The sequence below is a fragment of the Lamprobacter modestohalophilus genome, from assembly GCF_016583905.1.
Classification (GTDB): Bacteria; Pseudomonadota; Gammaproteobacteria; order Chromatiales; family Chromatiaceae; genus Lamprobacter; species Lamprobacter modestohalophilus.
On record NZ_NRRY01000005.1, the window covers coordinates 1 to 22,716 of the forward strand.

Here is a 22,716-nt window from a genome sequence, read left to right on the forward strand (position 1 = left end):
CTCGCGGGTCGCTGAGGGGAGCAAAGTGCTCGACAAGACTGGCAGACATGGGAAACTCCTAGGGTTCGTTTCCCGATAGACTGCCGCAACTGATTCTATTCGCAAAATTTTATACGCGCTCGCCCTGGCCATCGGCGGTGTCCGCAAGCCGACAGAAGATCACTGGTATATCATCAACGGGTGTAGACCTCGATCCCATTGGAGCCTTTGTTCGCGCATGGAACCCGAAGCCTTTGTCCAATCGTCCGTCCTCTTGCTGCTTGCCGCTGCAGCGGCTGTGACGCTGTTCAAACACTTCGGTCTTGGCTCGATCCTCGGTCTGCTGGTCGCTGGCATCTTGATTGGACCCTATACACCAGGTCCATCGGTGACGGGTAATGTCGATGACCTGCGCCACTTTACCGAGTTGGGCGTGGTGCTGCTGCTCTTCGTCATCGGCCTGGAGCTGCATCCGAGCCGACTGTGGGAAATGCGCCGCACGCTGTTTGGGCTCGGCTCCTCGCAGATCATCCTCTCGGGCCTGGCGTTGGCGCTCTATTTTCGCCTCTTTGTCGAGACCTGGCCGGTCGCGTTGTTGATCGGCCTAAGCCTGGCGCTGTCGTCGACGGCGCTGGTGATGCAAATGCTCTACGAGAAGGGCGAGATCGCCACGCCGCGTGGGCAAACCGCCTTCGCGGTCCTGCTGATGCAGGATATCGCCGTCGTGCCGATGTTGGCACTGTTGCCGCTGGCAGCCAGCACCGGCGCGAGCCTGCCGGGCCCGCCGCTGTGGGAGCAGCTCGGCCTCATCCTACTGATGCTCGCCGGAGTGATCGTCTCCGGTCGCTATCTGGTGCCGTTAGTCTTAGACCTGCTGGCGCGACAAGGCAACCGCGAGGCCTTCTTTCTGGTCACCCTGGCCTCGGTCTTCGTCGCCGCCTGGGCGATGAACCGCGCTGGAATGTCGATGGCGCTAGGCGGCTTTCTGATGGGCATGATGCTCTCCGGCTCGCGCTACAGCGTCCAGATCCACGCCAGCATCGAGCCGCACAAGGGTCTGTTGATGAGCGTGTTCTTCGTCACCGTGGGCATGTCGCTCGATTTGGGCGTGCTAACGACGCAGCCGCTGCTCTTCGGGCAGCACCTGTTGGCCCTAGTCGCCATCAAGGTATCACTCCTGTTTGTGCTCGCGCTTGGCTTCTGCAGCACGCGCAGTGGTGCGCTGCAGGTCGCCTTCATGCTCGGGCAGGCCGGCGAGTTCGGTTTCATTCTATTTGGGGCGGCGAAGCTGCTCGGCATCATCGATGCTGAGACCTTCACCATGGCGGCGGCGCTCATCTCCGGCAGCATGCTGATTACGCCCTTGCTCGTGCGTCTCGGCGGCTTCCTAGCCGATCGTTTCCCGAGCTCAGACCCGCAAGTCGACGACCGCTTCCGTTATCAGCCGAGCCAGGAGCAGGCACCGCAAGCGGTGATCGCTGGCTATGGGCGAGTCGGCCATACCATTGGCACAGTGCTGTCCAGCCATGGCATTCGCTTTATCGCCTTCGATCAAGATCCGGGGCTGGTTGCGCGCTGGCGCGCCGAGGGCCAGCCGGTGTTCTATGGCGACATCCGCAATCCAGCATTGCTCGCCGCGGCCAAGGTAGAGCAAGCCAAAGTGGTGGTGCTGACCATCGATGATCCGCACGCGAGTATTGAAGCGACAACCCTGGTCCGACACTATGCACCGGAGATCATCATCGTCGCGCGCGCGCGCGACCTGACCGCCTGCGATGCGCTGTTTCGAGCCGGCGCCAGCCGCGCCTTTCCAGAGGCGGTCGAGGCCAGCCTGCGCCTAGCAGCGGAGACCCTGGATGGGCTTGGCATCACCGACGAGGACGCCGAGCAGATGGTACAGCAGGCACGCGGCAAGGACTATGCGCTGGTGCGCTCGGAGATTACCGAGAAACCGCCAATGACGGACTCAGGAACCCCGAAGACCTGATTCGGCAACGCGGGCGCGTAACCGCAGATCAGGGCCGATTTGACGGACATCGAGGAGGTCTAGCGGCACGCGCTCGCTCATGCTCGCGAGGGGCCCGAGCTGGAACAGGCCACGCGCATCACTGCCCATCAGATGCGGCGCCAGGTAGAGCACCAGCTCATCGACCAGGCGTTGCTGAACCACTGCGCCAGCCAGCGTTGGCCCCGACTCGATCAGCACCTCGTTGATCTCGCGTTTGGCCAGGTAGCGCAGCAGGGCCTCGAGATCGACCCGCCCGGACGCATCCGGCGGGCCGACCCAGACCTCAGCACCCGCGGAGGTGGCGGCAGCGATGCGCCTGGCATCTTGCACACAGGTTGCCACCAGGGTGGCGCCCGGCAGTGGCAACATCTTCGCTGCGAGTGGTAGGCGCAGCGCGCTGTCGAGGATCACACGCAGCGGTTGCCGCACTGGCTCGCCCACGTCCAGCGCAGGGATCAGTTCCGGTGCAAGCCGCACATTGAGCGAGGGATCATCGGCCAACAAGGTGCCGATACCTGTGACGATCGCCGAGGAGCGAGCACGCAGCCATTGCACATCGGTGCGCGCTGCCTCTGAGGTGATCCATCGACTCTCGCCGTTGGCGAGTGCCGTGCGTCCGTCGAGACTGGCCGCGAGCTTGACCCGCACAAACGGCAAGCCGAAACGCATCCGCTTATCGAAGCCGGGGTTCAGCGCGCGGCAGTCATCTTCGAGCACACCGGTGATGACCTCCACCCCACCCGCGCGCATCCGCTCTAGACCACGGCCATGCACGAGCGGATTTGGATCTTCCATGCCAACCACGACACGACTGACCCCGGCCTCGAGCAAAGCATCAGTACAGGGCGGTGTACGACCATGATGGCAGCAAGGCTCCAGGGTGACATAGGCGGTCGCGCCCCGAGCAGCCTCCCCCGCCGCATCGATCGCCAGACGCTCGGCGTGCGGCTCACCGGCGCGTCGGTGCCAACCTTCACCGACGATCTGCCCCGCCTTCGCCAGCACACAGCCAACGCGCGGATTCGGATCGGTCGTATAGAGACCGCGCTCGGCGAGCCGAATAGCGCGAGCCATCAGCGTCAGGCAAACCGCACCCTCGGCACCCATACTCAAGACTCTTTGTCGAGCGCGTCGAGCAGATCGAGCTGGGCGCGCCGAACCTCAGGCGCCTGATGGCGTTCGAGGCGCTCGATCTCCTCACGAAACGCCGCGACATCTTCGAACTTGCGATAGACCGAGGCAAAGCGCACATAGGCCACCTGATCGAGACCGCGCAGTTCCTCCATCACCAGTTCGCCGATCTTGCGCGCGCTGATCTCGCCCTCAGCGGTGCCGAGCAGCTGACGATGGATGCGGGCAATGGCGGCCTCGACCTGCTCGGTGCTAATCGGGCGCTTCTCAACCGCGCGCATCAAGCCAGTACGCAGCTTGCGCCCATCGAACGGAACCCGAGTGCCATCGCGCTTGATCACCCGCGGGAGGTTCAGCTCAGCGGCCTCATAGGTGGTAAAACGCTCGCCGCAGGCGCCACAGCGGCGCCGACGACGCACCTGATCGCCGTCGCCAGAGAGCCGGGAATCCATCACCTTGGTGTCTTGCGCACCACAGTAGGGACAGCGCATCTAGGGACTCGGCATCAGGAGCGGTGCCGGCCGCTGCGCCCAGCGGTCAACAGGCTCAACGCGCGTAAACCGGAAACCGCTTGCACAGCTCAAGCACCTTGGCCTTGGTCTGCTCGATCACCGCCTGATCGCCGCGGCCATCGATCACATCGCACATCCAGCCCGCCAGATCGCGTGCCTCGTCGAGGCCAAAGCCGCGGGTAGTGATCGCTGGGGTACCAACGCGGATTCCGCTGGTGACGAAGGGCGACTGCGGATCATTCGGCACCGCGTTCTTGTTGACGGTAATGTTGGCGGCACCCAGCCAGGCATCGACATCTTTACCGGTCAGGCCCTGCTCAATGAAGCTGACCAAATACAGGTGATCGTCAGTCCCGCCAGAGACCACATCGTAGCCGCGCGCGAGGAAGGTTTCGGCCATGGCTTGGGCATTGAGGATGACCTGCTTCTGGTAGTCCTTGAAGGCAGGCTCCATGGCCTCCTTGAAGGCGACGGCCTTAGCGGCGATGACATGCATCAGCGGGCCACCCTGGGTGCCAGGGAAGACCAGCGAATTGAACTTCTTCTCCAGCTCCGGATTGGACTTAGCCAGGATCAGGCCACCGCGCGGACCGCGCAGGGTCTTGTGTGTGGTGGTGGTGGTCACATCGGCGATCTGCACTGGGCTTGGGTAGACGCCGGCCGCGACCAATCCGGCGATATGGGCCATATCGACCAGCAGGTAGGCACCGACCTCGTCAGCGATATCACGGAAGCGCTGCCAGTCGACAACGCGTGAGTAGGCCGAGAAGCCGGCAATGATCATCTTCGGCTTGTGCTCGCGCGCCAGCGCTTCGACCTGGGCGTAGTCGATCTCGCCGGTGGCGGGATCGAGCCCATATTGGACCGCGTGGTAGAGCTTGCCAGAGAAATTGGGCTTGGCGCCGTGGGTGAGATGGCCGCCGTGGGCCAAGCTCATACCGAGCACGGTGTCGCCAGGCTGACAGAGCGCCATGAACACCGCGGCGTTGGCCTGCGAGCCCGAATGCGGCTGCACGTTGGCATAGTCAGCGCCAAACAGGTCCTTGGCGCGCTCGATCGCCAAACGCTCAGCCACATCGACGTACTCACAGCCGCCGTAGTAGCGCTTAGCGGGATACCCTTCGGCGTACTTGTTGGTCATCACCGAGCCCTGCGCCTCCATCACGCGCGGACTGGCGTAGTTCTCGGACGCAATCAGCTCGACATGCTCTTCCTGGCGGCGCTCCTCGTCGCGAATGGCCTGTGCGAGCTCGTCATCGTAGCCGGTGATCTGCATGCTGGCGTCGAACATAAGGAACACTCCCGGAAATCAAAAGCCGCTCAGTATAGCGCGGATCGTATTGGGTTTCAGATCCGATGCCGATCGGGCTGCCAGGCGGCTTCGAGCTGCTTGAGGACGTCGCGGCGGCTGATGATACCGATCAGGCGGCCCTGCTCCATCACCGGCAGGCGGCGGAAATTGCTGTTCGCGAAGCGCTCAGCGACCTCGGTGACGGGCGTATTGGCATCGATAGTGACCACCGAGCGGGTCATGAAGTTCTCGACACGGCCACCATCTTCGCTGTGGTAGCCAGCGCCGAGCGCAATCTGCATGCAGTCGCGCTCGGTCAGGATGCCAACCAGGTTGCCGATCTGATCCACCACTGGCGCCCCGGACAGCCGCCCTTCGACCAGGATGCGTAACGCCTCCAAGACATCCATTCCCGGCTGTAAGGTCACGAGTCCCCTAGACATCGCCTGCTTAGCCGTCTTGGTTTCTTTCATCGCTGCTGGCTCCTGACCGAAACGATCGGATCGTGTGGGTACCTCGCTCTGCCTTCAGCTTAGGCGATTGCCGGAAAAGATCATATCGAATTGCGCAGGATTTTCGTTTGCCTTCAAGGAGCGTCGCCGGGAGCTTAGCCGGGCTATGTGACCGGCGGCGCGACGCAGAAGGGGAGCGAAAAGACCAGCAAGGCGGTATGAGCTTTGACAGAAATCGCCTTAGGCCAAATCGCCGCTGTGCGTGGGCGTCTCCGCGTGCTCGGCCTGATTCGGACAGACCTGTCCGCGACTGCAGGCACCGCCGCAATCAGCGTGGAGCCCGGGAATCTGATTCAGACCGCCGCAGCTGCCCTTGAGCGCAGCGCGGCCGTTGAGCACGCCGAGCGCGAGGCCAACGAAGGCGAGCGAGAAGATCGTCAGCGCAAAGCCGAATTCAAGCATGCTTGCCTTCCAGAAACCTGATGGCTAGCCGCCAAAATCATCGAGCAGGATATTGTCGCGCTCGACACCGAGACTGTGCAGCATGCCAATCACCGCTGCTGACATCATCGGTGGTCCGCACATGTAGAACTCGCAATCCTCGGGCGCCGGATGATCCTTCAGGTAGCGCTCATAGAGCACGGTATGGATGAAGCCGACCTCGCCAGTCCAGTTATCCTCCGGCTGCGGCGATGAGAGCGCGATATGCCATTTGAAGTTATCGTGCTCGCGGGCCAAGGCATCGAACTCCTCTTGGTAGAAGATCTCGCGCTTGCTGCGGGCGCCATACCAGTAGGACATCTTGCGCTTGGTGTTCAAGCGCTTGAGCTGATCGAAGATGTGGCTGCGCATCGGCGCCATGCCCGCACCGCCACCGACGAAGATCATCTCAGCACCGGTCTCTTTGGCAAAGAACTCACCGAAGGGGCCAGAGATGCTGACCTCGTCGCCAGGCTTGAGGCCAAAGATGTAGCTCGACATGATGCCAGGCGGCACATCCGGATGATCCGGCGGCGGCGTCGCGATGCGCACGTTGAGCATGATGATCCCGGCCTCGCCGGGATAATTGGCCATCGAGTAGGCGCGTGTGACCGGATGCTTAGTCCCCGCCTTGAGGCTCCAGAGGTTGTACTGATCCCAGTCGCCGCGCAGATACTCGGGGATCTCGATATCGCCATAGTCGAGCTTGTAAGCCGGGCATTCGATCTGGATGTAACCGCCGGCGCGAAACGCCACGTCTTCCCCCGGCGGCAGCTCGAGCACCAGCTCCTTGATGAAGGTCGAGACACTGCGGTTGGAGCGCACCCGGCAGTTCCAGCGCCGCACGCCAAAGACCTCGCGCGGCACCTCGATGCGCAGATCCTCTTTGACCGCGACCTGACAGGAGAGACGATAGCCCTCCCCCGCCTCGCGCCGGTTGATCAGGCTCGACTCGGTCGGCAGCAGCTTGCCGCCGCCTTCGAGCACCTTGACCCGACACTGACCGCAGGTGCCACCGCCACCGCAGGCAGAGGGCACAAAGACATCGGCATCAGCCAAGGCGCCGAGCAGCTTACGCCCGGCGCTGGTGACGATGTCGCGCTCTTCATTGATGTCGATATGCACATCGCCGCTCGGCACCAGCAGGCGCCGCGCACTCAGGATCACTAACACCAGCGCCAGCACCACACCGGTGAAGACCAGGACGCCGAAGGTCAGGTCTAGCATGCGACAACCTCCTTCATCCCTTTAAACAGGTGCTTCATCGGCCTGGTCACAAAGAAACCCGCCAACAGAGACACAGACACAGCGCCACCAGCAACGCAGCTCGGCAGCGAGCAGTCAAGGGCGCCGTTCACAATTGGATACCTGAGAAGGACATGAAGGCCATGGCCATCAGCCCGGTCGTGATAAAGGTGATGCCGAGCCCTTGCAGCCCGTTCGGCACGTCGCTGTATTTGAGCTTCTCGCGGATGCCGGCCAGCAGCACTAGGGCGAGCGCCCAGCCGACGCCGGTACCGAAGCCGTAGACGGTACTCTCGGTCAGATCGTAACCACGCTCGACCATGAACAGGGAGCCGCCGAGGATCGCGCAATTCACCGTGATCAGCGGCAGGAAGATACCCAGGGCTTGGTAGAGCGCCGGGAAGTAGCGGTCGAGCAGCATCTCCAGCATCTGCACCATGGCCGCGATCACGCCGATATAGGTGATCAAGCCAAGGAACGAGAGATCCAGCTCCGGCAGGCCCAGCCAGGCCAGCGCCCCCTCCTGCAGCAGATGATGATAGATCAGGCCATTGACCGGCACGGTAATGGTCTGCACCACCACCACGGCAATGCCAAGCCCGATCGCGGTCTCGACCTTCTTCGACACTGCGAGAAAGGTGCACATGCCCAAGAAGAAGGCCAGCGCCAGGTTCTCGACGAAGATCGCCTTGAACAGCAGTGACAGATAATGCTCCATCAGCCGCGGCCCTCTGAGCAAACCACCGCAACCTGCCTCCTTGATGAGCGCTTACGCATAGGCATCGGCATTGGTATCGGCATCGGCATCAGCATCACTGCGCCTCCGTGCGATGGACGACGTGGATGCGGTATTCAGGCTTCTCGAGCTGATCCGGCTTCCAGGTGCGAATCGCCCAGATCATCAGACCGATGATGAAGAAGGCGCCGGGCGCCAACAGCATCAGCCCATTCGGCTCGTACCAGCCGCCCTCCTTCAGTAACGGCAAGATCTGCACGCCGAGCAGGCTACCAGAGCCCAATAGCTCGCGAATCACGGCGACACCGATCAGAATGACGCTGTAGCCGATGCCATGCCCGAGCGCGTCGATAAAGCTCGGCCAGGGCGGATTCTTCGACGCAAAGGCCTCGGCGCGGCCGAGCACGATACAGTTGGTGATGATCAGCCCAACGAAGACCGAGAGCTGTTTCGAGAGCTCATAGGCGAAGGCCTGCAGCACCTGATCGACGACGATCACCAGCGAGGCGATGATGGTCATCTGGATGATGATGCGAATGCTGCTCGGCATGTGCTGCCGGATCAGGCTGATGATGACACTCGAGCCGACCAGCACCACGGTCAAGGCGATGCTCATGGTGATGGCCGGCGCTAGCTTGGTGGTCACCGCCAAGGCCGAGCAGATGCCAAGGATCTGCAGGGTGATCGGATTCTTGTCGACGATCGGCTCGAGCAGCAGCCGGACGGATGTGTTTGCCATCGTGTGCGTACCCCTAGTCGTCCCGGCGTCAGCCGCGCTCACGACCGGACAATGTTGCCAGGAACGGACCATAGCCCTGTGGTCCAAGCCAGAACCGCATCAGGTTGGTGACACCATTGCTGGTCAAGGTGGCGCCAGAGAGGCCGTCGACGCGGTGTTCAGCATTCGGTGCATTCGGATCGACATCGCCTTTTGCCACCTCAATCACTGGCTTGCCTGATGCGTCCAGCACGACCTTGCCCGGCCATTCGGAGAGCCAACGCTCGCCGGCGACCTCACTGCCGAGTCCGGCGGTCTCGCGCTGCTCATAGAAGGTCAGGGCCTTCACCGTGCGTCCGTCCGGGGCCAGCGCCAGCAGCCCATGCATGGTCGACCAGAGTCCAGCCCCATAGATCGGCAGGATGATGGTGTCGAGCTGCCCAGCATCGCGCACCAGATAGACCGGCATGCGATCTGGGCGTCGGATGAGTCCGGCCGGATCAGCCTCGCTGAGCGAGGTGCTTGCCGCCGGGTCCTTCGCCGCATCGCGATAGGAGTAGCTCAGCGGGTCGGCACCCTCTACGAAGGCACCGCTGTCGAGATCGACCAGCCGTGTCTCGATCTGGGCGAAGGCCTCGTCGAGGTCAAGCTCACCCGAGTCGAGTCCAGCGACCTCAACGATCTCCGACTTGAGCGCCAGCGCCGCCTTACGCTCCTGCAGCGGCCGCAGACTCACCGCGGTGGCCGAGACCACCATCGAGCAGGCCAGGCAGAGCACGAGCGCAACGGCCAATGTCTTGCGCGGATCATCATTCGGCAGCTTAAACACCGCTTTGATCGAGGCGACAAGGCCTGTCAGGCCGGCTCCAGCAGCTTGCGATCGCGAATCAGCTGACACGGCGACGGGCCCTCCTGCGGACGTTGGCCTGAACCACGAACCAGTCGATCAGCGGCGCGAACAGATTGGCGAACAGGATCGCCAGCATCACACCCTCTGGATAGGCCGGGTTCAGCACCCGGATCAGCACCGTCATGAAGCCGATCAGCGCCCCGTAGACCCACTTCCCGGTATCGGTCATCGAGGCTGAGACCGGATCAGTGGCCATGAATACCAGTCCGAAGGCGACGCCGCCAAGCACAACGTGCCATTGCCAGGGGACGGAGAAGGCCGGGTTGGTCTCGCTGCCAATCACATTGAACAGGAGCGCTGTACCGATCACACCGATCAGCACCCCGAGCATGATTCGCCAGGAGGCAACGCCGGTAAACACCAGGAAGATCGCCCCGAGCATGATCAGCAGGGTCGAGGTCGACCCGATCGATCCTTGGACGGTGCCAAAGAAGGCGTCCCACCAGGTCACACCCACGGCCTGGATCGCACCCACTCCACCCTCAGCCGCCAACATCAGTGGGGTCGCACCGCTGAAGCCATCGACCGCGGTCCAGACCGCATCGCCGGAGATCTCGCTCGGATAGGCGAAGAACAGGAAGGCACGGCCGGTCAGCGCCGGGTTCAGGAAGTTCTTGCCGGTGCCGCCGAAGACCTCCTTGCCGATGACAATGCCAAACGAGATACCCAGCGCCACCTGCCACAGTGGGATATCGGGCGGCAGGGTCAGCGCGAACAGGATCGAGGTGACGAAGAAGCCCTCGTTGACCTCATGATTGCGCACGGTCGCGAACAGGATCTCCCAGAAGCCGCCCGCGGCCATGGTAACGATATAGATGGGCAGGAAATAGACCGCGCCATGCCAGAAATTGGCCCAAACGCTGTTGGCATCGTAACTGCCGGCCCCGACCAGCCAGAGCAGGCCACCACGCCAACCTTCGACCTGCTCCATGCCCATCGCGGCCATCGCGGTATTGGCCTGCAGACCGACATTGATCATCCCGAACAGGGCGCAAGGCAGCACCGCGATCCAGACGAAGATCATGACCCGTTTCAGGTCGATGCTATCGCGCAGATGCGGTGTCCCGGCGGTGACCGTCGAGGGTGTATAGAGGAAGGTATCGACCAGCTCGAACAGGGCGCCGAAACGCTCATAACGGCCGCCTGCCAGGAAGTGGCGCTCCTGCCGGTCTAGGTATTTACGCAATGCCTTACTCATGCGGGCCTCGAGTGCTGCGGAGTAGCCACCGCTGAGTGCCACGGAGACGTGCCACGGGGACGTGACCACTGACAGAGGTGGAAGAGCATCATCGGGTCAGTGATTCTCATGCCAGATCTTGTCAAGATTGCGCCGCAAGATCGGCCCGAAGTCATGCTTGCCGCAGTCGACAAAGCTGCAGAGCGCCAGGTCTTCCTCGTCCAACTCGAGCGCGCCAAGCGCCTCGGCCGTTTCGATGTCGTCGACGATCAGGGCGCGCAGCAGCTGGGTCGGCAGCAAGTCCAACGGCATCACACGCTCATAGGCGCCAATCGGGACCATGGCGCGTGGGCTGCCGTGTAATGAGGTGCCCAGTGCCAGCGTCTCGCCCTTCTCACGTCGAGACCAGAACATGTTCAGCGCCGAAAACTGGCCACGGCCCGGCTTGAGCCAGCCGAGCCATTCGCGCTCGCGGCCCTCGGCTAGCACCGTGATCTGATTGTGGAAACGCCCCAGGAAGGCACTGGTGCCGACCGCGTGCCGACCGCTCAGCGGAGAGCCCGAGATCACGCGCGCCTCATGGCGACCGCTCAGCTCGGCTTGCACCAGATCGTTGGTACTGGCCCCAAGCCGGGTACGAATCAGCCGCGGATTGGCAACCATCGGCCCGGCTAAGGAGATGATCCGCGTCGGATCGATGCGCCCGGTCCGAAACAATCGACCGATCGCAATCACGTCTTGATAACCGATCGACCAGACCGTTCGCTGCAGACTGGCTGGCGCGAGCAGGTGGATGTGGGTACCGGGCAGCCCTGCCGGATGCGGCCCCATGAACTCCGCCACCTGAAAGCCTGAGGCCGCCGGCACCGGCAGGCCCGCATCGGGCCGCTGGCAGCAGTAGCAAGGCCCATCAGACAGCTTGCTGATCACCCGCAGACCGTCGGCGAAGGCATCGCCGGCCGCGTCGATGATGAGCTTGGGGTCGGGCGCTAGCGGATGGCTATCGATCGCCGTCACGAACAGCGCGGCCGGCGCCGTCTCCGGCGACGGGATCATGCTGAAGGGTCGCGTTCGGAATGCCAGCCAGGCACCGGCCGCAAGCAGATTCTCGCGCACCTGATCGCGGCTCAGGCCATCGAGCTCGCTCGCCTGATAGGCATTGAAGGTCTCTTGCTCATCGGCCGGTGGCAGCGGGTCGTTGCCATCGCGCGGCCGATCGAGTCGGATCACAATGGTCTCGAGCACCCGCCGTGGTCCACGATGGATGGCCTCGACGACGCCGCTCCCAGGCGCGGTGGCGGCGACCTCTCGGTAGGCCTTGCGACGGCTGATGGGCTGACCGAGCCGTACCCGATCGCCAACCTCGATCTCAAGGGTTGGCAGGCGCTTGACGCCGACGCAGTCGTAGCCAATGTGGGCCACGCGGCTGACGACAGGGCTGGCATCGATCTGCGCACTGGGAGCACCCGCGAGCGGGATGTCCAGGCCTTTCTTGAGCCGAAAACGCCGTGGGCGACCGTCGTCTGACTGGCCCTGGGCTACAGAGGGTCGGAATAATGCCACTGCGAGTCGGAGCGTGCTGCTGAAGTATCTGCTGATTGACCTATACGATCCCTTGCTAGCCGGCAAGCGTCAAGGCCCAATATAAAGAAGGTGCTTGAAGATGACGGATGCGCTTGCGACCTGCTCTAGCGCGTGGACGCCGCGCGAGCAAGTACAGCAATGCGGGCCGAGAGTTCCAGCATCATGGTCCGGCGTTGGGCATCAGAGATCTTAGCGCCGCACGCATAGATCCCGTGCCCTGCAACGATGCAGATCGAATGCGAGGCCAAGGCCTCCGCGACCCGGGCGGGCGTATGGTCTCGATGCTGATCCGGGTCCAACCGCAAGACCGGAACAGTGCCAAGCAGCCGCGCACCGCCCAAATCTGGCGGCTCGAAGTCGCAACCAGCAAAGCTGATCGCCACCGAGTGCGGCCCATGCGAGTGCAGCACAGACCCAATCTCCGGCTGCTGCCGGTAAACCTCGCGATGGATCGGCGCATCCAAGGATGCGGCCTCGGCAAGCGGCGCATCGAGCGCACAGGCGACGAGGTCATCCGGCACCAGCGCACCGAGCGACGCACCGCTCGGGGTGATCCAGAAGCGTTTACCCTGCCGCACCGAGGCATTTCCGGCCAAACCGCCGATGTCACCCTCGGTAGGCAAGCGCTGGAGATGCTGGATCAGGGCGACGCGTGGATCTTCTGGAGCCACAGCGCTGTCACGCACCAACTTGCCGATGAAGTCGGCCAAGGCCTGCGGATCGCTGAGCGGCAAGACCGGTGGATGCGGCGCGACTGGGAGTGGGTCATCGCTGACCACGGCGACGATACCATCGTCATCCGGATAGAGCGGTGTCTTGCCGGTGGCGGCGCGAAAGACCTCGATCTTCGGCACCGCCGCCGAGCGGAAGCCCTCGATGAGCAGCAGATCCAGGCTACCGGCATCGAAGCGCGCGCGCAGCGCATCGAGCCCGGCGGGATGGTCTTCGGCGCGCTCGTTGGTGCGGCTGAGCAGTGCCCAATGCTCGCCGGAGACCAGCATCACCTGGCGCGCACCGGCCGCAGCTACCTCATAGCTATCCTTGCCGGGCCGATCCAGCGCGAAGCCATGGTGGGCATGCTTGAGATAGCCAATCCGCAGCCCGCGCTGACGCAGCAGGGGCACCAACTTGCGTAACAGGGTGGTCTTGCCGCTGCCGCTCGGCGCTACGAATCCGACGGCCGGGATCTGTTCTGCGCCCATGAAGCATGGCTCTCCAAATTAACTGCTGAGCTTGGTGCGGAGCTTGCGAATCTGCGCGCTCGCCTTGGACATTCTAGCCGAGAGGGGGCAGAATCGCGGCTCATTTCCTGACCAATATGGCTCAACGACATAGGATCGAGATGGCGCAATACATCTACACCATGAACCGCGTCGGCAAGATCGTGCCGCCGAAACGCGTGATCCTGCGCGACATCTCCCTCTCGTTCTTTCCCGGCGCCAAGATCGGCGTGCTCGGCCTCAACGGCTCCGGCAAGTCGACGCTGCTGCGCATCATGGCCGGCATCGACACCGACATTGAAGGCGAAGCGCGGCCACAGCCGGGCATCAACATTGGCTATCTGTCGCAGGAGCCGCAGCTCGACGAGAGCAAGGACGTGCGCGGTAACGTCGAGGAGGCCGTCGCGCCGATCAAGCAGGCGCTGGAGCGGCTGGATGCAGTCTATGCCGCCTACGCCGAGGAGGATGCCGACTTCGACGCCCTGGCCAAGGAGCAGGCGGAGCTGGAAGACCTGATCGAGGCCACCGATGGCCATAATCTCGACCGCACGCTCGACCAAGCCGCCGACGCGCTGCGGTTGCCACCTTGGGACGCCGCGGTCAGCACCCTCTCCGGTGGCGAGCGCCGCCGCGTCGCCCTCTGCCGGCTGCTGTTATCCAAGCCGGACATGCTGCTGCTCGACGAGCCGACCAACCATCTCGATGCCGAATCCGTCGCCTGGCTCGAGCGCTTCCTCAAGGATTACAGCGGCACCGTGGTGGCGGTCACTCATGATCGCTATTTCTTGGATAACGTCGCTGGCTGGATCTTGGAGCTCGACCGCGGCCACGGCATCCCCTGGCAGGGCAACTACTCGAGCTGGCTGGAGCAGAAGGAGAAGCGCCTGGAGCAGGAAGAGAAGTCCGAGCAGGCACGCATCAAGGCGATGAAACACGAGCTGGAATGGGTGCGCACCAACCCCAAGGGCCGGCAGTCGAAGAGCAAGGCGCGCTTGGCCCGGTTCGAAGAGCTGCAATCGCAGGACTTCCAGAGCCGCAACGAGACCAACGAGATCTACATCCCGCCTGGCCCCAGGCTTGGCGACCTGGTCATCGAAGCCAACGGGCTGCGTAAGGGCTATGGCGATCGGCTGCTCTACGACGATCTCTCATTCAACCTGCCCAGAGGCGGCATCGTCGGCGTCATCGGCCCGAACGGCGCCGGCAAGACGACCATGTTTCGCATCATCACCGGCCAGGAGCAGCCTGACGGCGGCGAGATGCGGGTCGGCGAGACGGTCGAGATCGCCTATGTCGATCAGAGCCGTGATGCGCTCGATGGCAAGAAGACGGTCTGGGAGGAGATCTCCGACGGTCTCGACACTATCGTGGTCGGTCGCTACGAGATGCCCTCGCGCGCCTATGTGAGCCGCTTCAACTTTAGGGGCTCCGATCAGCAGAAGCGCATCGGCGATCTCTCCGGCGGTGAACGCAACCGGGTGCATCTGGCCAAGCTGCTGAAGAGCGGCGGCAATCTGTTGTTGCTCGACGAGCCGACCAATGATCTGGATGTCGAGACCCTGCGCGCGTTGGAAGAGGCGGTGCTGAACTTCCCTGGCTGCGTGGTGGTGATCAGCCATGATCGCTGGTTCCTGGACCGCATTGCGACCCATATCCTGGCCTTTGAGGGTGAATCGCAGGTGACCTGGTTCGAGGGCAACTATGCGGACTATGAGGAGGATCGTCACCGGCGTCTGGGCACCGAAGCCGATCAGCCACATCGCATCCGTTACCGGCCGCTAAAGGCCTGAGGCTGCGGCTTATGGCGGAAACGCTGCGCTCAAGTACGCTGGCGCCCTTCCCTCATGCCCGAGCCGCTCGAAATCGACGCTATCCTCGGTGATGACGACTGAGGATCGCGTTAGAATCCCGTGATTGTTTTAGAAGCCTGCTAGTCTTATGGAACGGAAAGTCTCGCCCCCAGAGGTGATCTGATGCGGCATCTGTTACCTTTTTGTTGTGCGTCAGCGCTGTTCGTCACCAGCCTAGATGCTTTGGCGGTCGAGACCGCGCCGCGCATCTCGGACCGCGAGATCATCGAATCCCTCACTCGACTAGATGCTGGCCAATCGACCTTGGAGCAGCGCTTAACGGCACTGGAACAACGCATGGATCAGCGCTTCACTGCCATGGAGGAAACGATGAATCAGCGCTTTGCCGCGATGGAGAGCGCCATGGACCGGCGCTTTATCGCCATAGAGAAAGACATGGACCAACGCTTTGGCGCCATGGAAAACTTGATGGATCAGCGCTTTGCCGCCGTCGAGAAGCGCCTCGATGATCTCTTTGCGATGATGTTGACCATGTTCTCCGCGCTGGTGCTGCTGATCGTCTCGCTGTTTGGCTACATCGTTTGGGACCGTCGCACGGCGCTGCGTCCGCTCGAATCACGCCTCGCCAGGCTTGAGCAGGATCTGGAGCGCGACCTGCAGCTGCGCCATGAAGAAGGCTCATTGCTGACCCGCTTGCTGAAGGCGCTGCGCGAGTTGGCTCGCGAGGATGAAAGGCTCGCCAATGTGCTGCGCAGCTTTTCAGTGCTCTAATCAGCACAGCGAACGACCATAGCGCGGCGCGACCCCAGACAATGAATGGCGTGAGATTCAAATTAACGGTGGGCCGCCGCCGCTTCGCCATCGCCGCTTATGCACAGATGCCCAGCAGTCAGATCACGGCCTGTGACAGCTTGAATCGCCTTGCTGACTGATGAGCGCCAACCTCGAGCAACTGCTCTCCCGCATCGACGCCCTGCTCGACCGCGTCGAGCCCTGGCTGCCGGCGCCGACCGCGACCGACTGGACTGCAGTCGCCTGGCGCTGGCGCAAGGATCGCGCCCAGGGACCGCGAGGCAGGGGCTGGATGGAGCCGATCCGCCGGCCGCATCAGTTGCGGCTCGAAGATCTGCTCGGTATCGACGCACAGCGCGCTGAGATCGACCGCAACACGCGCCAGTTCCTCGCCGGCGGCGGCGCCAACAATGTGCTGCTCTCAGGCTCGCGCGGCACCGGCAAGTCGTCGCTGATCAAGGCGCTGCTCAATACCTATCAAGACCAAGGCCTGCGGCTGATCGAGGTCGACAAGGACGATCTCACCGACCTGCCCGAGATCATCGACCAGATCGGCGGCCGCAGCGAGCGCTTCATCCTCTACTGTGACGATCTATCCTTTGAAGCCTCCGAGTCCGGCTACAAGGCACTGAAGGCCGCGCTCGACGGCTCACTCAGCGCCCCACCAGACAACCTGTTGATCTACGCCACCTCCAACCGTCGTCACCTGCTGCCCGAGTATCAGCGCGAGAACCAGGACGCACGCATGATCGACGGCGAGATCCATCAAGGCGAAGGGGTCGAGGAGAAGATCTCGCTCTCGGATCGGTTCGGGATCTGGCTCTCGTTCTACCCGTTCAGCCAAGCCGAGTACCTCCGCGTTGTTCAGCACTGGCTCGCGCAGCTCGGCGCAACCAGCGCGGACCCTGCCGAGACCGAACGCCAGGCGCTGCAATGGGCCCTGCGGCGCGGCTCGCGCAGCGGTCGCACCGCTTGGCAATTCGCCCGCGACTGGGCTGGACGTAACGCGGTCCTGAGCCAAGCCTCGTCGCTGAGCCAGTCCGCGCCTTCTCTGGCCTAAACAGGCTTCAGGCGCTGCGGAGCCTCGATAAGCGAACGAAGATGATCGCGGCAAAAGGCAGCACAAGCCCGAGCGCCATCACCGTCCACAGCAGCCAGCCCAACTCCGAGTAGTCGGCTGGCACCGTCACAACGCCATCGACCCGAACCTCGCGCGTCACCGCATAGAGTTGATTCAGATACTTGGTGCCGAGCTGGCCCGCCGAGAGCGCCAAATTGGTGAACGAGGCCATCACCGCGAAAAAGGTCGCCTTGAGATGCGCCGGGGCGGAGTTGGCGATCCAGGCCAGCATCGGGATCATCGCGACCTGGCCGAGCGGCGACTCCAGCGCGGTGTCGATCAGCGCGATGAAGCGAGCGTCAACGATCCCGGCCGTGTGCGCTGCGCTCCACTCGTGGAAGCCGTAGTAGAGGGCCAGGTTCGGCAGCGAGAGCAAGGTGCTGAGGATGGTGAGGAAGGCGATGATAGTGACGATCGAGTGATCGGCCATGAACCGGCGGAAGATGAACATGGCGGCCAGCGCCATGCTGCTGCCAACGAGGGACAACACCGAGATGAACTGCTGATCGAAACCGAGATCATCGATCATCCACCAGGTGTTGCCGGCGCCGGGGCTGGGTACCGCGCGGAAGACAAAGATGACGATCGCGGTGCCGAGCAGCACCCGCCCGGCCTCGGGCGTGAGTTCCCGAAGCAACCGCCAGATGAGGAAACTGACGATCCCAAGCGAGCCGATAAACACGATCTCTTTGTTGTTCGGGACATCGCCAAGCCCGACCGCCAGTGTGAAGAGCACAAAGGCCAGGCTGCCACCGAGAATCCAAGGATTAGGCTTGGTCGGCTCGGTGCCACCCTGGACGAGCCGCGCTGCGGCCTCGGTTGCGCCAAGCGCCCGAAGCCGGTTCAGTTCGCGCCGCTTGAGCAGGCTGCCGAGGACGACCCCGGAGACGGAAACGACGGGGATCAGCAACGCCAGCGCGAAGATATCGATGTAGGTCGCTAGCTGTGCGGCCTGATCCATGGCGCCGACATCGCGGAACAGCCACACATTCAGCAAGGCCACCGCGACGCCGCCGCCGATGATGGCGACGCGCCCCAGCGTCTGCATGGTGGTGTGCATCAAGCGCCGCTGCTCGGCATCGATAGGCTGGCCCTGCTCGTCCAGGGTCGGCACGGCCTCGACCGTCATCGCGTCTGCGACCACGTCCTGGACGACGTAGCCCAAGGGCGCCAACAGCACGCTGAACACGAACCAGCTCTCGATCGGCATCAAACTCGCCATCGCGTCTGGCCGACTCAGCAAGCCCAACATCATCAGCAGACTCGCCGCAATCAAACCGGCACCCAGATAGACGAGAATCGCCTTCCAGCGCCAGATCAGGTCGACCAGGTGACCGAGGGGCATCTTCAAAGACCAAGGCAGCATCGCCCAAAAACCGAGCGCGGCCAGAAACTCGGCAGACAAGCCGAGATAATCTTTGACGAAGAAGGTGCCGACGATGGCCGTGAGCCCCTGAATACCGGCAGCGGCATAGATCATCAGCGGAGGCAGATAGGACAGCCGAAGCTGCCGCCCCAGATCGAGTACGATCCGATCGAACCAATTGCTGCTGACTCTCTGCATGGAGCCAAGATGCGGAGCCCTAGTCAAATCGCAATGGGCGAGGCGATCAGGTCAGGCGGCGAGCCCGCATCGCGGCCCGTAGTTTGAGCGTCGAAGCGGAAATGGACTGTCGGCGCGCCTGGTGTCCTTTTCGCATAAGCAGGCGCGGTCGCGCTCGGCAATAGCCTTTTCTGTTTTTAACGGTACGTCGTGAGCGCTTCCATAATTCGCAATCCTCGCCAACGGCTACCCTCCCCGCACTTGAGCATCGCTTGAGAAAGCCAGAAGGCTTGCATAACGACCCGAAGGAGACACCGGATTATTGAAAGCCGACGGTGGCAACGCGGAGTGCGTAAAGCCCTGATGTCATCGGACCGTAATAATGTTCTTGCATGAGGGCGCCAGCTGGATGTAAAACCGACTAGGACGATAAGGTATGGGGTTATGCCCATCACGACCAGGCAAACATTCCGTGGTCGCCAAGAACATGAAGGACAGGGAATGTTCTTATCCACCACCAAAGAGGATACGATGATGTATGAAGATGTTAGCCGGCGCGCCAACGCCCTCCAAGGGTTGGCATTTCACTCCCTCAAGCCCCTGCTCAGGTGGCACAATGACTTTGCCGTCGATGAGCCAACCATAGACGCTCAGCACGAGGCGATCTTCGAGATGGCCCTCGAGGCGTGCGAGCTCGCTCAAGAGAAGGCTAGTGATGAAACGCTGTTCAAGGTATTCGAGCGCTTTGGACGGACCTTGGCTTCGCATTTCCGCTTTGAAGAGAACATGCTGGAGGAAATCGACTATCCCGAGAGGGACGAGCACCGTGCCCAACATCAGGCCATGCTCGCGGAGTTTGACTTCGTTTGCCAGAGAGTTAAAGGCAACGAGAGCCAATGGGCCTTCCAACACCAGTCGCTAATCATGCTCAACTTCATGCTCGGCGTGACAGTCGGCCACATTCTCGGCTGTGACGTCGACTACGCCCAGTTCATGCAAAGAGAGCGCACGGCAAGCAGACGTAAGCATCCGGCGTTTGCTCGATCAGAATCGAGAGTCGCGCGCGCTCAAGCGCCCGCAACCTAATCTTGTGGTACGGGACCGAAGTCGTTGGTGGCGCGGAGCAGCCAAGACTGCTGTAGCTGTCGCCCTGAATCACATGGCGCCCAGTCGCCGGCCTCAGGCGCCGCCGCCCGACCTGCTCAAAGCCCGCATCGGGCGTGTCGGTCGACACTCAGACCTCGACTTCTCGCGGAAGGCTCTGCAGGCAAGCCTCGTTGCCGACACCGGACTGAGTCTCCATGACGACCGCTTTCAGCCGCGCCACGCGCTGGTCGGGGAAACCGAACTGCACAATGTTGATCCCCGACGGCGGCGCAGCCAGCTCACAGGCACCAGGTCACGGATGGTCAGCCCCGTAAGCTTGGCCATCGCCTCTTGCAGGGCTTTGTGGGCGATCACCCCTTGCTGGCAAACACAAACTCTGCGCAATCGGGTGCGACAATATCCGGCGACCAGCTGCAAGCCTCTCCTTTTCCGCACGAATGAACAGGGAGAAGCGCCGATAATGATCCTGTAGACACCACGTCAACGGGTCATCCGGGCCGGCGCTGAGGGTCAGCACCTGGGTCACACCCGGCATGACCAGGGACGGATCGGTGGCGACCAGCGCGTGAGGGATGACAGTGACTCGCCCCCAACGGGGCAGGGTCGCGTAGTCGATGAAGCCGACCTCAGTCGCCAACCATGCGTGGGGCGCAATCGGATGGGCATGAGCGGTGCCGGGAAAATAACTGACCTGTCCAACGTGCAGACAGGCGCTGATCCCGTGCCGAGCCAGCAGGGCTTGGCCCGCCAAGGCGTAGTAGAAACAGGCACGCCGCAGCGGCCAATGCGGAGGACGGCTGCTTGCGACCAATGCCTCCACCGAAGCCGAGAGCGCGCGGATGACGTTTGCAGCGGGTGACCTGTCGGCGGGGGCGGCAGCGAGGCCACTGGCCCATACAATCAACAGCGCTGCTGCGATGACGCGCAAGATGCTTGGCCTCTGGCCGGACACCTCTTGGCCGGACAGGATCACAGCTAGAAGCCCTACCCTGGGCAATCGGCGATCAGTTGCCGCCCACTTGCACGCCGTGGTCTGCCAACCATTGCACATCAAGCTCCCAATCGACGCGATCGACGCCCGGCTGCGCGAGCACGAGCCCTTGGGTGCGTTTCTGATGATCGATCAGGCCCTGCTGCGCCGCAATCATCTTAGGGTCATCTTGCGCGAGCCCAGCGAGTTCAGGATGGATCACCTCAAGAAAGCGAATCGCAGGAACTTGAAAGTTTCGCGGGGTTGAGATGGTCGCGACGCCATTTTCGAAGCGCTTGACGCGGAATTGGTAGGGATAGTCGGCGAGCTCGGGGTCGGTATCGAGGACATCGTTGATCTCCCAGACCTGAGGTTGCCAGCTCGAATTGATCCACCAAGCCAGCAGAGCGACCACGACGACGCCCAGAACAATGCTGTAATTGCGAGTAAACTTGTCCATCGATTGTTAAACCTATTTGATGCTGTGAGCTAATTGATGCTGTTCGCTGAAGTCGGCAACGGTTCTCAACCCACCTTGCCCGCCAGTTCGCTGGTCAGTCTGGCCAGCTCGTGACGCAGATCCTCTCAGGGCCGCACGCTGCTCAGTGCTGAGCCCCCAAGACCGCTGCTCATCGAATGACCTAGCATGGTCTCGCGAACAGGAATCGTTCTCCATGAAAATAGTCAAGTATTCTTAGGACCACCCAATGAAGCAGGAAACGATCAACAAAACCGTGTTGTTGGCCTTGGTTGCAGTGATCTCGCTGCTATTCCTGACCATGATCCAGCAATTTCTGGTCGCGATCTTCATGGCCGCAGTCTTCGCCGCGATGACGCATCCGGTCTATACGCGGCTCACGCACTGGCTCGGCGGCCGGCGTTACCTGGCCTCGCTGATCAGTCTACTTCTGCTGTTGATCGTGGTGCTGATCCCAATCGTGATCCTAACCATGGTCTTCATCGGACAGGCCGTGAACGTCGGCCAGTCACTCACGCCGATCGTGGTGAACTTCCTCAAAGAGCCGGGAAGCTTCCAAGAGGTGCTCGAGAAAATCCCGTTCTATGAGGAATTGATCCCGTACGAGGATCAGGTGACGACCCAGATCGCCGGCGCGGTCGAGGCGCTCGGCAAGCTCCTTGTCAGTCAGATCTCGACCATCGCACTCGGGACGGTGCAGTTCCTGTTCGTCACCATCGTCTTTTTCTACACCCTCTTCTTCTTCCTGATCGACGGCGGCAAGGTGGTAAACGCGGTGCTCTACTACTTGCCACTCCACGATCGCGACGAGCGCCTCATGCTGAGTAAATTCACCTCGGTGACCCAAGCGATGGTGGTTGGAACCCTGCTCATCGGCTTCCTTCAGGGGGCGCTCGCAGGCATTGCCTTTGCGATTGCTGGGGTCCCGAATGCGGTCTTCTGGGGCACAGTGATGGCCGTATTATCGATTATCCCTGGGATTGGCTCAGCGCTGGTCTGGGTACCTGCCGCTGTTATCCTAGTGGCTCAAGGCGCGTTTGGTGCAGGCATCGGACTCGCGATCTTCTGCATTATGGTGGTCGGCAGTATCGATAATCTGCTACGTCCAGTGCTGGTCGGAAAGCACACCGATATGCATGAGCTGATGATCTTCTTCGGCACCCTGGGCGGGTTGTTTATGTTTGGGATGGCAGGGCTTCTGATTGGCCCACTCATCGCCTCGCTTTTCATCACGATCTGGGAGATCTATGGCGAGGCCTTCAAGGACAGTCTCCCCGCAGTCCATAGTGACACTGATGAGGCGACGGAAGCACCGCCGCCACGGGAAACAATCGTGGCGTGCGATGACTCAGTGGATTGGCCCTCGCCCGACATCGCCAGCGAGGTCGAGGGTAATCAGAGATCGGCTCAGCCAGGTGAACTCGACCCAGAGCCCAAGTAGCCGGATGATCT

At 62.2% G+C, this 22,716-nt stretch carries 21 protein-coding genes; 6 read left to right on the forward strand and 15 right to left on the reverse strand.

Annotated features, from left to right (window positions below; translation table 11 throughout):
• Nucleotides 1-217 precede the first annotated feature (217 nt).
• Nucleotides 218-1,966, forward strand: coding sequence for a cation:proton antiporter domain-containing protein (locus tag CKO42_RS04740; protein WP_200239966.1), 1,749 nt, complete (start codon nt 218-220; stop codon nt 1,964-1,966).
• Here CKO42_RS04740 and ribD read toward each other — a convergent pair.
• The 12 genes from ribD to mobB form a co-directional block, all read right to left on the reverse strand.
• On the reverse strand, nt 1,946-3,094 hold the full coding sequence (ribD, locus tag CKO42_RS04745; RefSeq protein ID WP_242479136.1) for a bifunctional diaminohydroxyphosphoribosylaminopyrimidine deaminase/5-amino-6-(5-phosphoribosylamino)uracil reductase RibD: 1,149 nt from the start codon (nt 3,092-3,094) through the stop codon (nt 1,946-1,948). The two genes, CKO42_RS04740 and ribD, sit on opposite strands and share 21 nt — an antisense overlap.
• 2 nt (nt 3,095-3,096) lie before the next feature.
• On the reverse strand, nt 3,097-3,609 hold the full coding sequence (gene nrdR, locus CKO42_RS04750; RefSeq protein ID WP_200239968.1) for a transcriptional regulator NrdR: 513 nt from the start codon (nt 3,607-3,609) through the stop codon (nt 3,097-3,099).
• Between the two features lie 55 nt (nt 3,610-3,664).
• On the reverse strand, nt 3,665-4,921 hold the full coding sequence (gene glyA, locus CKO42_RS04755) for a serine hydroxymethyltransferase (RefSeq protein ID WP_200239970.1): 1,257 nt from the start codon (nt 4,919-4,921) through the stop codon (nt 3,665-3,667).
• 56 nt (nt 4,922-4,977) lie between these two features.
• Nucleotides 4,978-5,394, reverse strand: a complete 417-nt coding sequence (locus CKO42_RS04760) for a CBS domain-containing protein (RefSeq protein WP_200239972.1) — start codon at nt 5,392-5,394, stop codon at nt 4,978-4,980.
• A gap of 219 nt (nt 5,395-5,613) precedes the next feature.
• Nucleotides 5,614-5,835 (reverse strand): (Na+)-NQR maturation NqrM, encoded by a 222-nt coding sequence (locus CKO42_RS04765; RefSeq protein WP_200239974.1) that lies wholly within the window; start codon nt 5,833-5,835, stop codon nt 5,614-5,616.
• Nucleotides 5,836-5,859: 24 nt separating this feature from the next.
• The gene (gene nqrF / locus CKO42_RS04770) at nt 5,860-7,080 is read right to left on the reverse strand and encodes an NADH:ubiquinone reductase (Na(+)-transporting) subunit F (RefSeq protein WP_200239976.1); all 1,221 of its coding nucleotides are present in this window, start codon (nt 7,078-7,080) and stop codon (nt 5,860-5,862) included.
• A gap of 127 nt (nt 7,081-7,207) precedes the next feature.
• The gene (gene nqrE, locus CKO42_RS04775; protein ID WP_200239978.1) at nt 7,208-7,816 is read right to left on the reverse strand and encodes an NADH:ubiquinone reductase (Na(+)-transporting) subunit E; all 609 of its coding nucleotides are present in this window, start codon (nt 7,814-7,816) and stop codon (nt 7,208-7,210) included.
• A 94-nt stretch (nt 7,817-7,910) separates the two neighbouring features.
• A complete protein-coding gene (locus CKO42_RS04780) occupies nt 7,911-8,573 on the reverse strand; it encodes an NADH:ubiquinone reductase (Na(+)-transporting) subunit D (protein ID WP_200239980.1) in 663 nt (220 codons plus the stop codon).
• Nucleotides 8,574-8,601: 28 nt separating this feature from the next.
• Nucleotides 8,602-9,381 (reverse strand): Na(+)-translocating NADH-quinone reductase subunit C, encoded by a 780-nt coding sequence (locus CKO42_RS04785; protein WP_338034847.1) that lies wholly within the window; start codon nt 9,379-9,381, stop codon nt 8,602-8,604.
• 58 nt (nt 9,382-9,439) lie between these two features.
• A complete protein-coding gene (locus CKO42_RS04790; RefSeq protein WP_200239982.1) occupies nt 9,440-10,660 on the reverse strand; it encodes an NADH:ubiquinone reductase (Na(+)-transporting) subunit B in 1,221 nt (406 codons plus the stop codon).
• A gap of 96 nt (nt 10,661-10,756) precedes the next feature.
• On the reverse strand, nt 10,757-12,202 hold the full coding sequence (locus CKO42_RS04795; RefSeq protein ID WP_200239984.1) for a Na(+)-translocating NADH-quinone reductase subunit A: 1,446 nt from the start codon (nt 12,200-12,202) through the stop codon (nt 10,757-10,759).
• 125 nt (nt 12,203-12,327) lie between these two features.
• The gene (gene mobB, locus CKO42_RS28230) at nt 12,328-13,425 is read right to left on the reverse strand and encodes a molybdopterin-guanine dinucleotide biosynthesis protein B (protein ID WP_200239986.1); all 1,098 of its coding nucleotides are present in this window, start codon (nt 13,423-13,425) and stop codon (nt 12,328-12,330) included.
• Nucleotides 13,426-13,565: 140 nt separating this feature from the next.
• On the opposite strand from mobB, the gene ettA reads away from it, so the two are divergent.
• From ettA to CKO42_RS04815, 3 genes are all read left to right on the forward strand, one after another.
• Nucleotides 13,566-15,233: an energy-dependent translational throttle protein EttA gene (gene ettA, locus CKO42_RS04805; protein WP_200239988.1), complete on the forward strand. Its 1,668-nt coding sequence runs from the start codon at nt 13,566-13,568 to the stop codon at nt 15,231-15,233.
• Nucleotides 15,234-15,416: 183 nt separating this feature from the next.
• On the forward strand, nt 15,417-16,025 hold the full coding sequence (locus CKO42_RS04810; protein WP_200239990.1) for a hypothetical protein: 609 nt from the start codon (nt 15,417-15,419) through the stop codon (nt 16,023-16,025).
• A gap of 160 nt (nt 16,026-16,185) precedes the next feature.
• On the forward strand, nt 16,186-17,106 hold the full coding sequence (locus CKO42_RS04815) for an ATP-binding protein (RefSeq protein ID WP_200239992.1): 921 nt from the start codon (nt 16,186-16,188) through the stop codon (nt 17,104-17,106).
• A gap of 7 nt (nt 17,107-17,113) precedes the next feature.
• Here CKO42_RS04815 and CKO42_RS04820 read toward each other — a convergent pair whose 3' ends face one another.
• Nucleotides 17,114-18,730: an MFS transporter gene (locus CKO42_RS04820; protein ID WP_200239994.1), complete on the reverse strand. Its 1,617-nt coding sequence runs from the start codon at nt 18,728-18,730 to the stop codon at nt 17,114-17,116.
• Between the two features lie 423 nt (nt 18,731-19,153).
• On the opposite strand from CKO42_RS04820, the gene CKO42_RS04825 reads away from it, so the two are divergent.
• Complete coding sequence (locus CKO42_RS04825; RefSeq protein ID WP_207148655.1) at nt 19,154-19,795, forward strand: bacteriohemerythrin; 642 nt, start codon at nt 19,154-19,156, stop codon at nt 19,793-19,795.
• Between the two features lie 313 nt (nt 19,796-20,108).
• Here the strand turns inward: CKO42_RS04825 and CKO42_RS04830 are convergent, their stop codons facing one another.
• Both CKO42_RS04830 and CKO42_RS04835 read right to left on the reverse strand, forming a co-directional pair.
• Nucleotides 20,109-20,744, reverse strand: coding sequence for a lasso peptide biosynthesis protein (locus CKO42_RS04830; protein ID WP_200239998.1), 636 nt, complete (start codon nt 20,742-20,744; stop codon nt 20,109-20,111).
• A gap of 76 nt (nt 20,745-20,820) precedes the next feature.
• Nucleotides 20,821-21,246 carry a hypothetical protein gene (locus CKO42_RS04835; protein WP_200240000.1) on the reverse strand — a complete coding sequence of 142 codons (426 nt, stop codon included), beginning with the start codon at nt 21,244-21,246 and terminating at the stop codon, nt 20,821-20,823.
• Nucleotides 21,247-21,493: 247 nt separating this feature from the next.
• On the opposite strand from CKO42_RS04835, the gene CKO42_RS04840 reads away from it, so the two are divergent.
• Nucleotides 21,494-22,705 carry an AI-2E family transporter gene (locus tag CKO42_RS04840; protein WP_200240002.1) on the forward strand — a complete coding sequence of 404 codons (1,212 nt, stop codon included), beginning with the start codon at nt 21,494-21,496 and terminating at the stop codon, nt 22,703-22,705.
• The last annotated feature ends 11 nt before the right edge of the window (nt 22,706-22,716 follow it).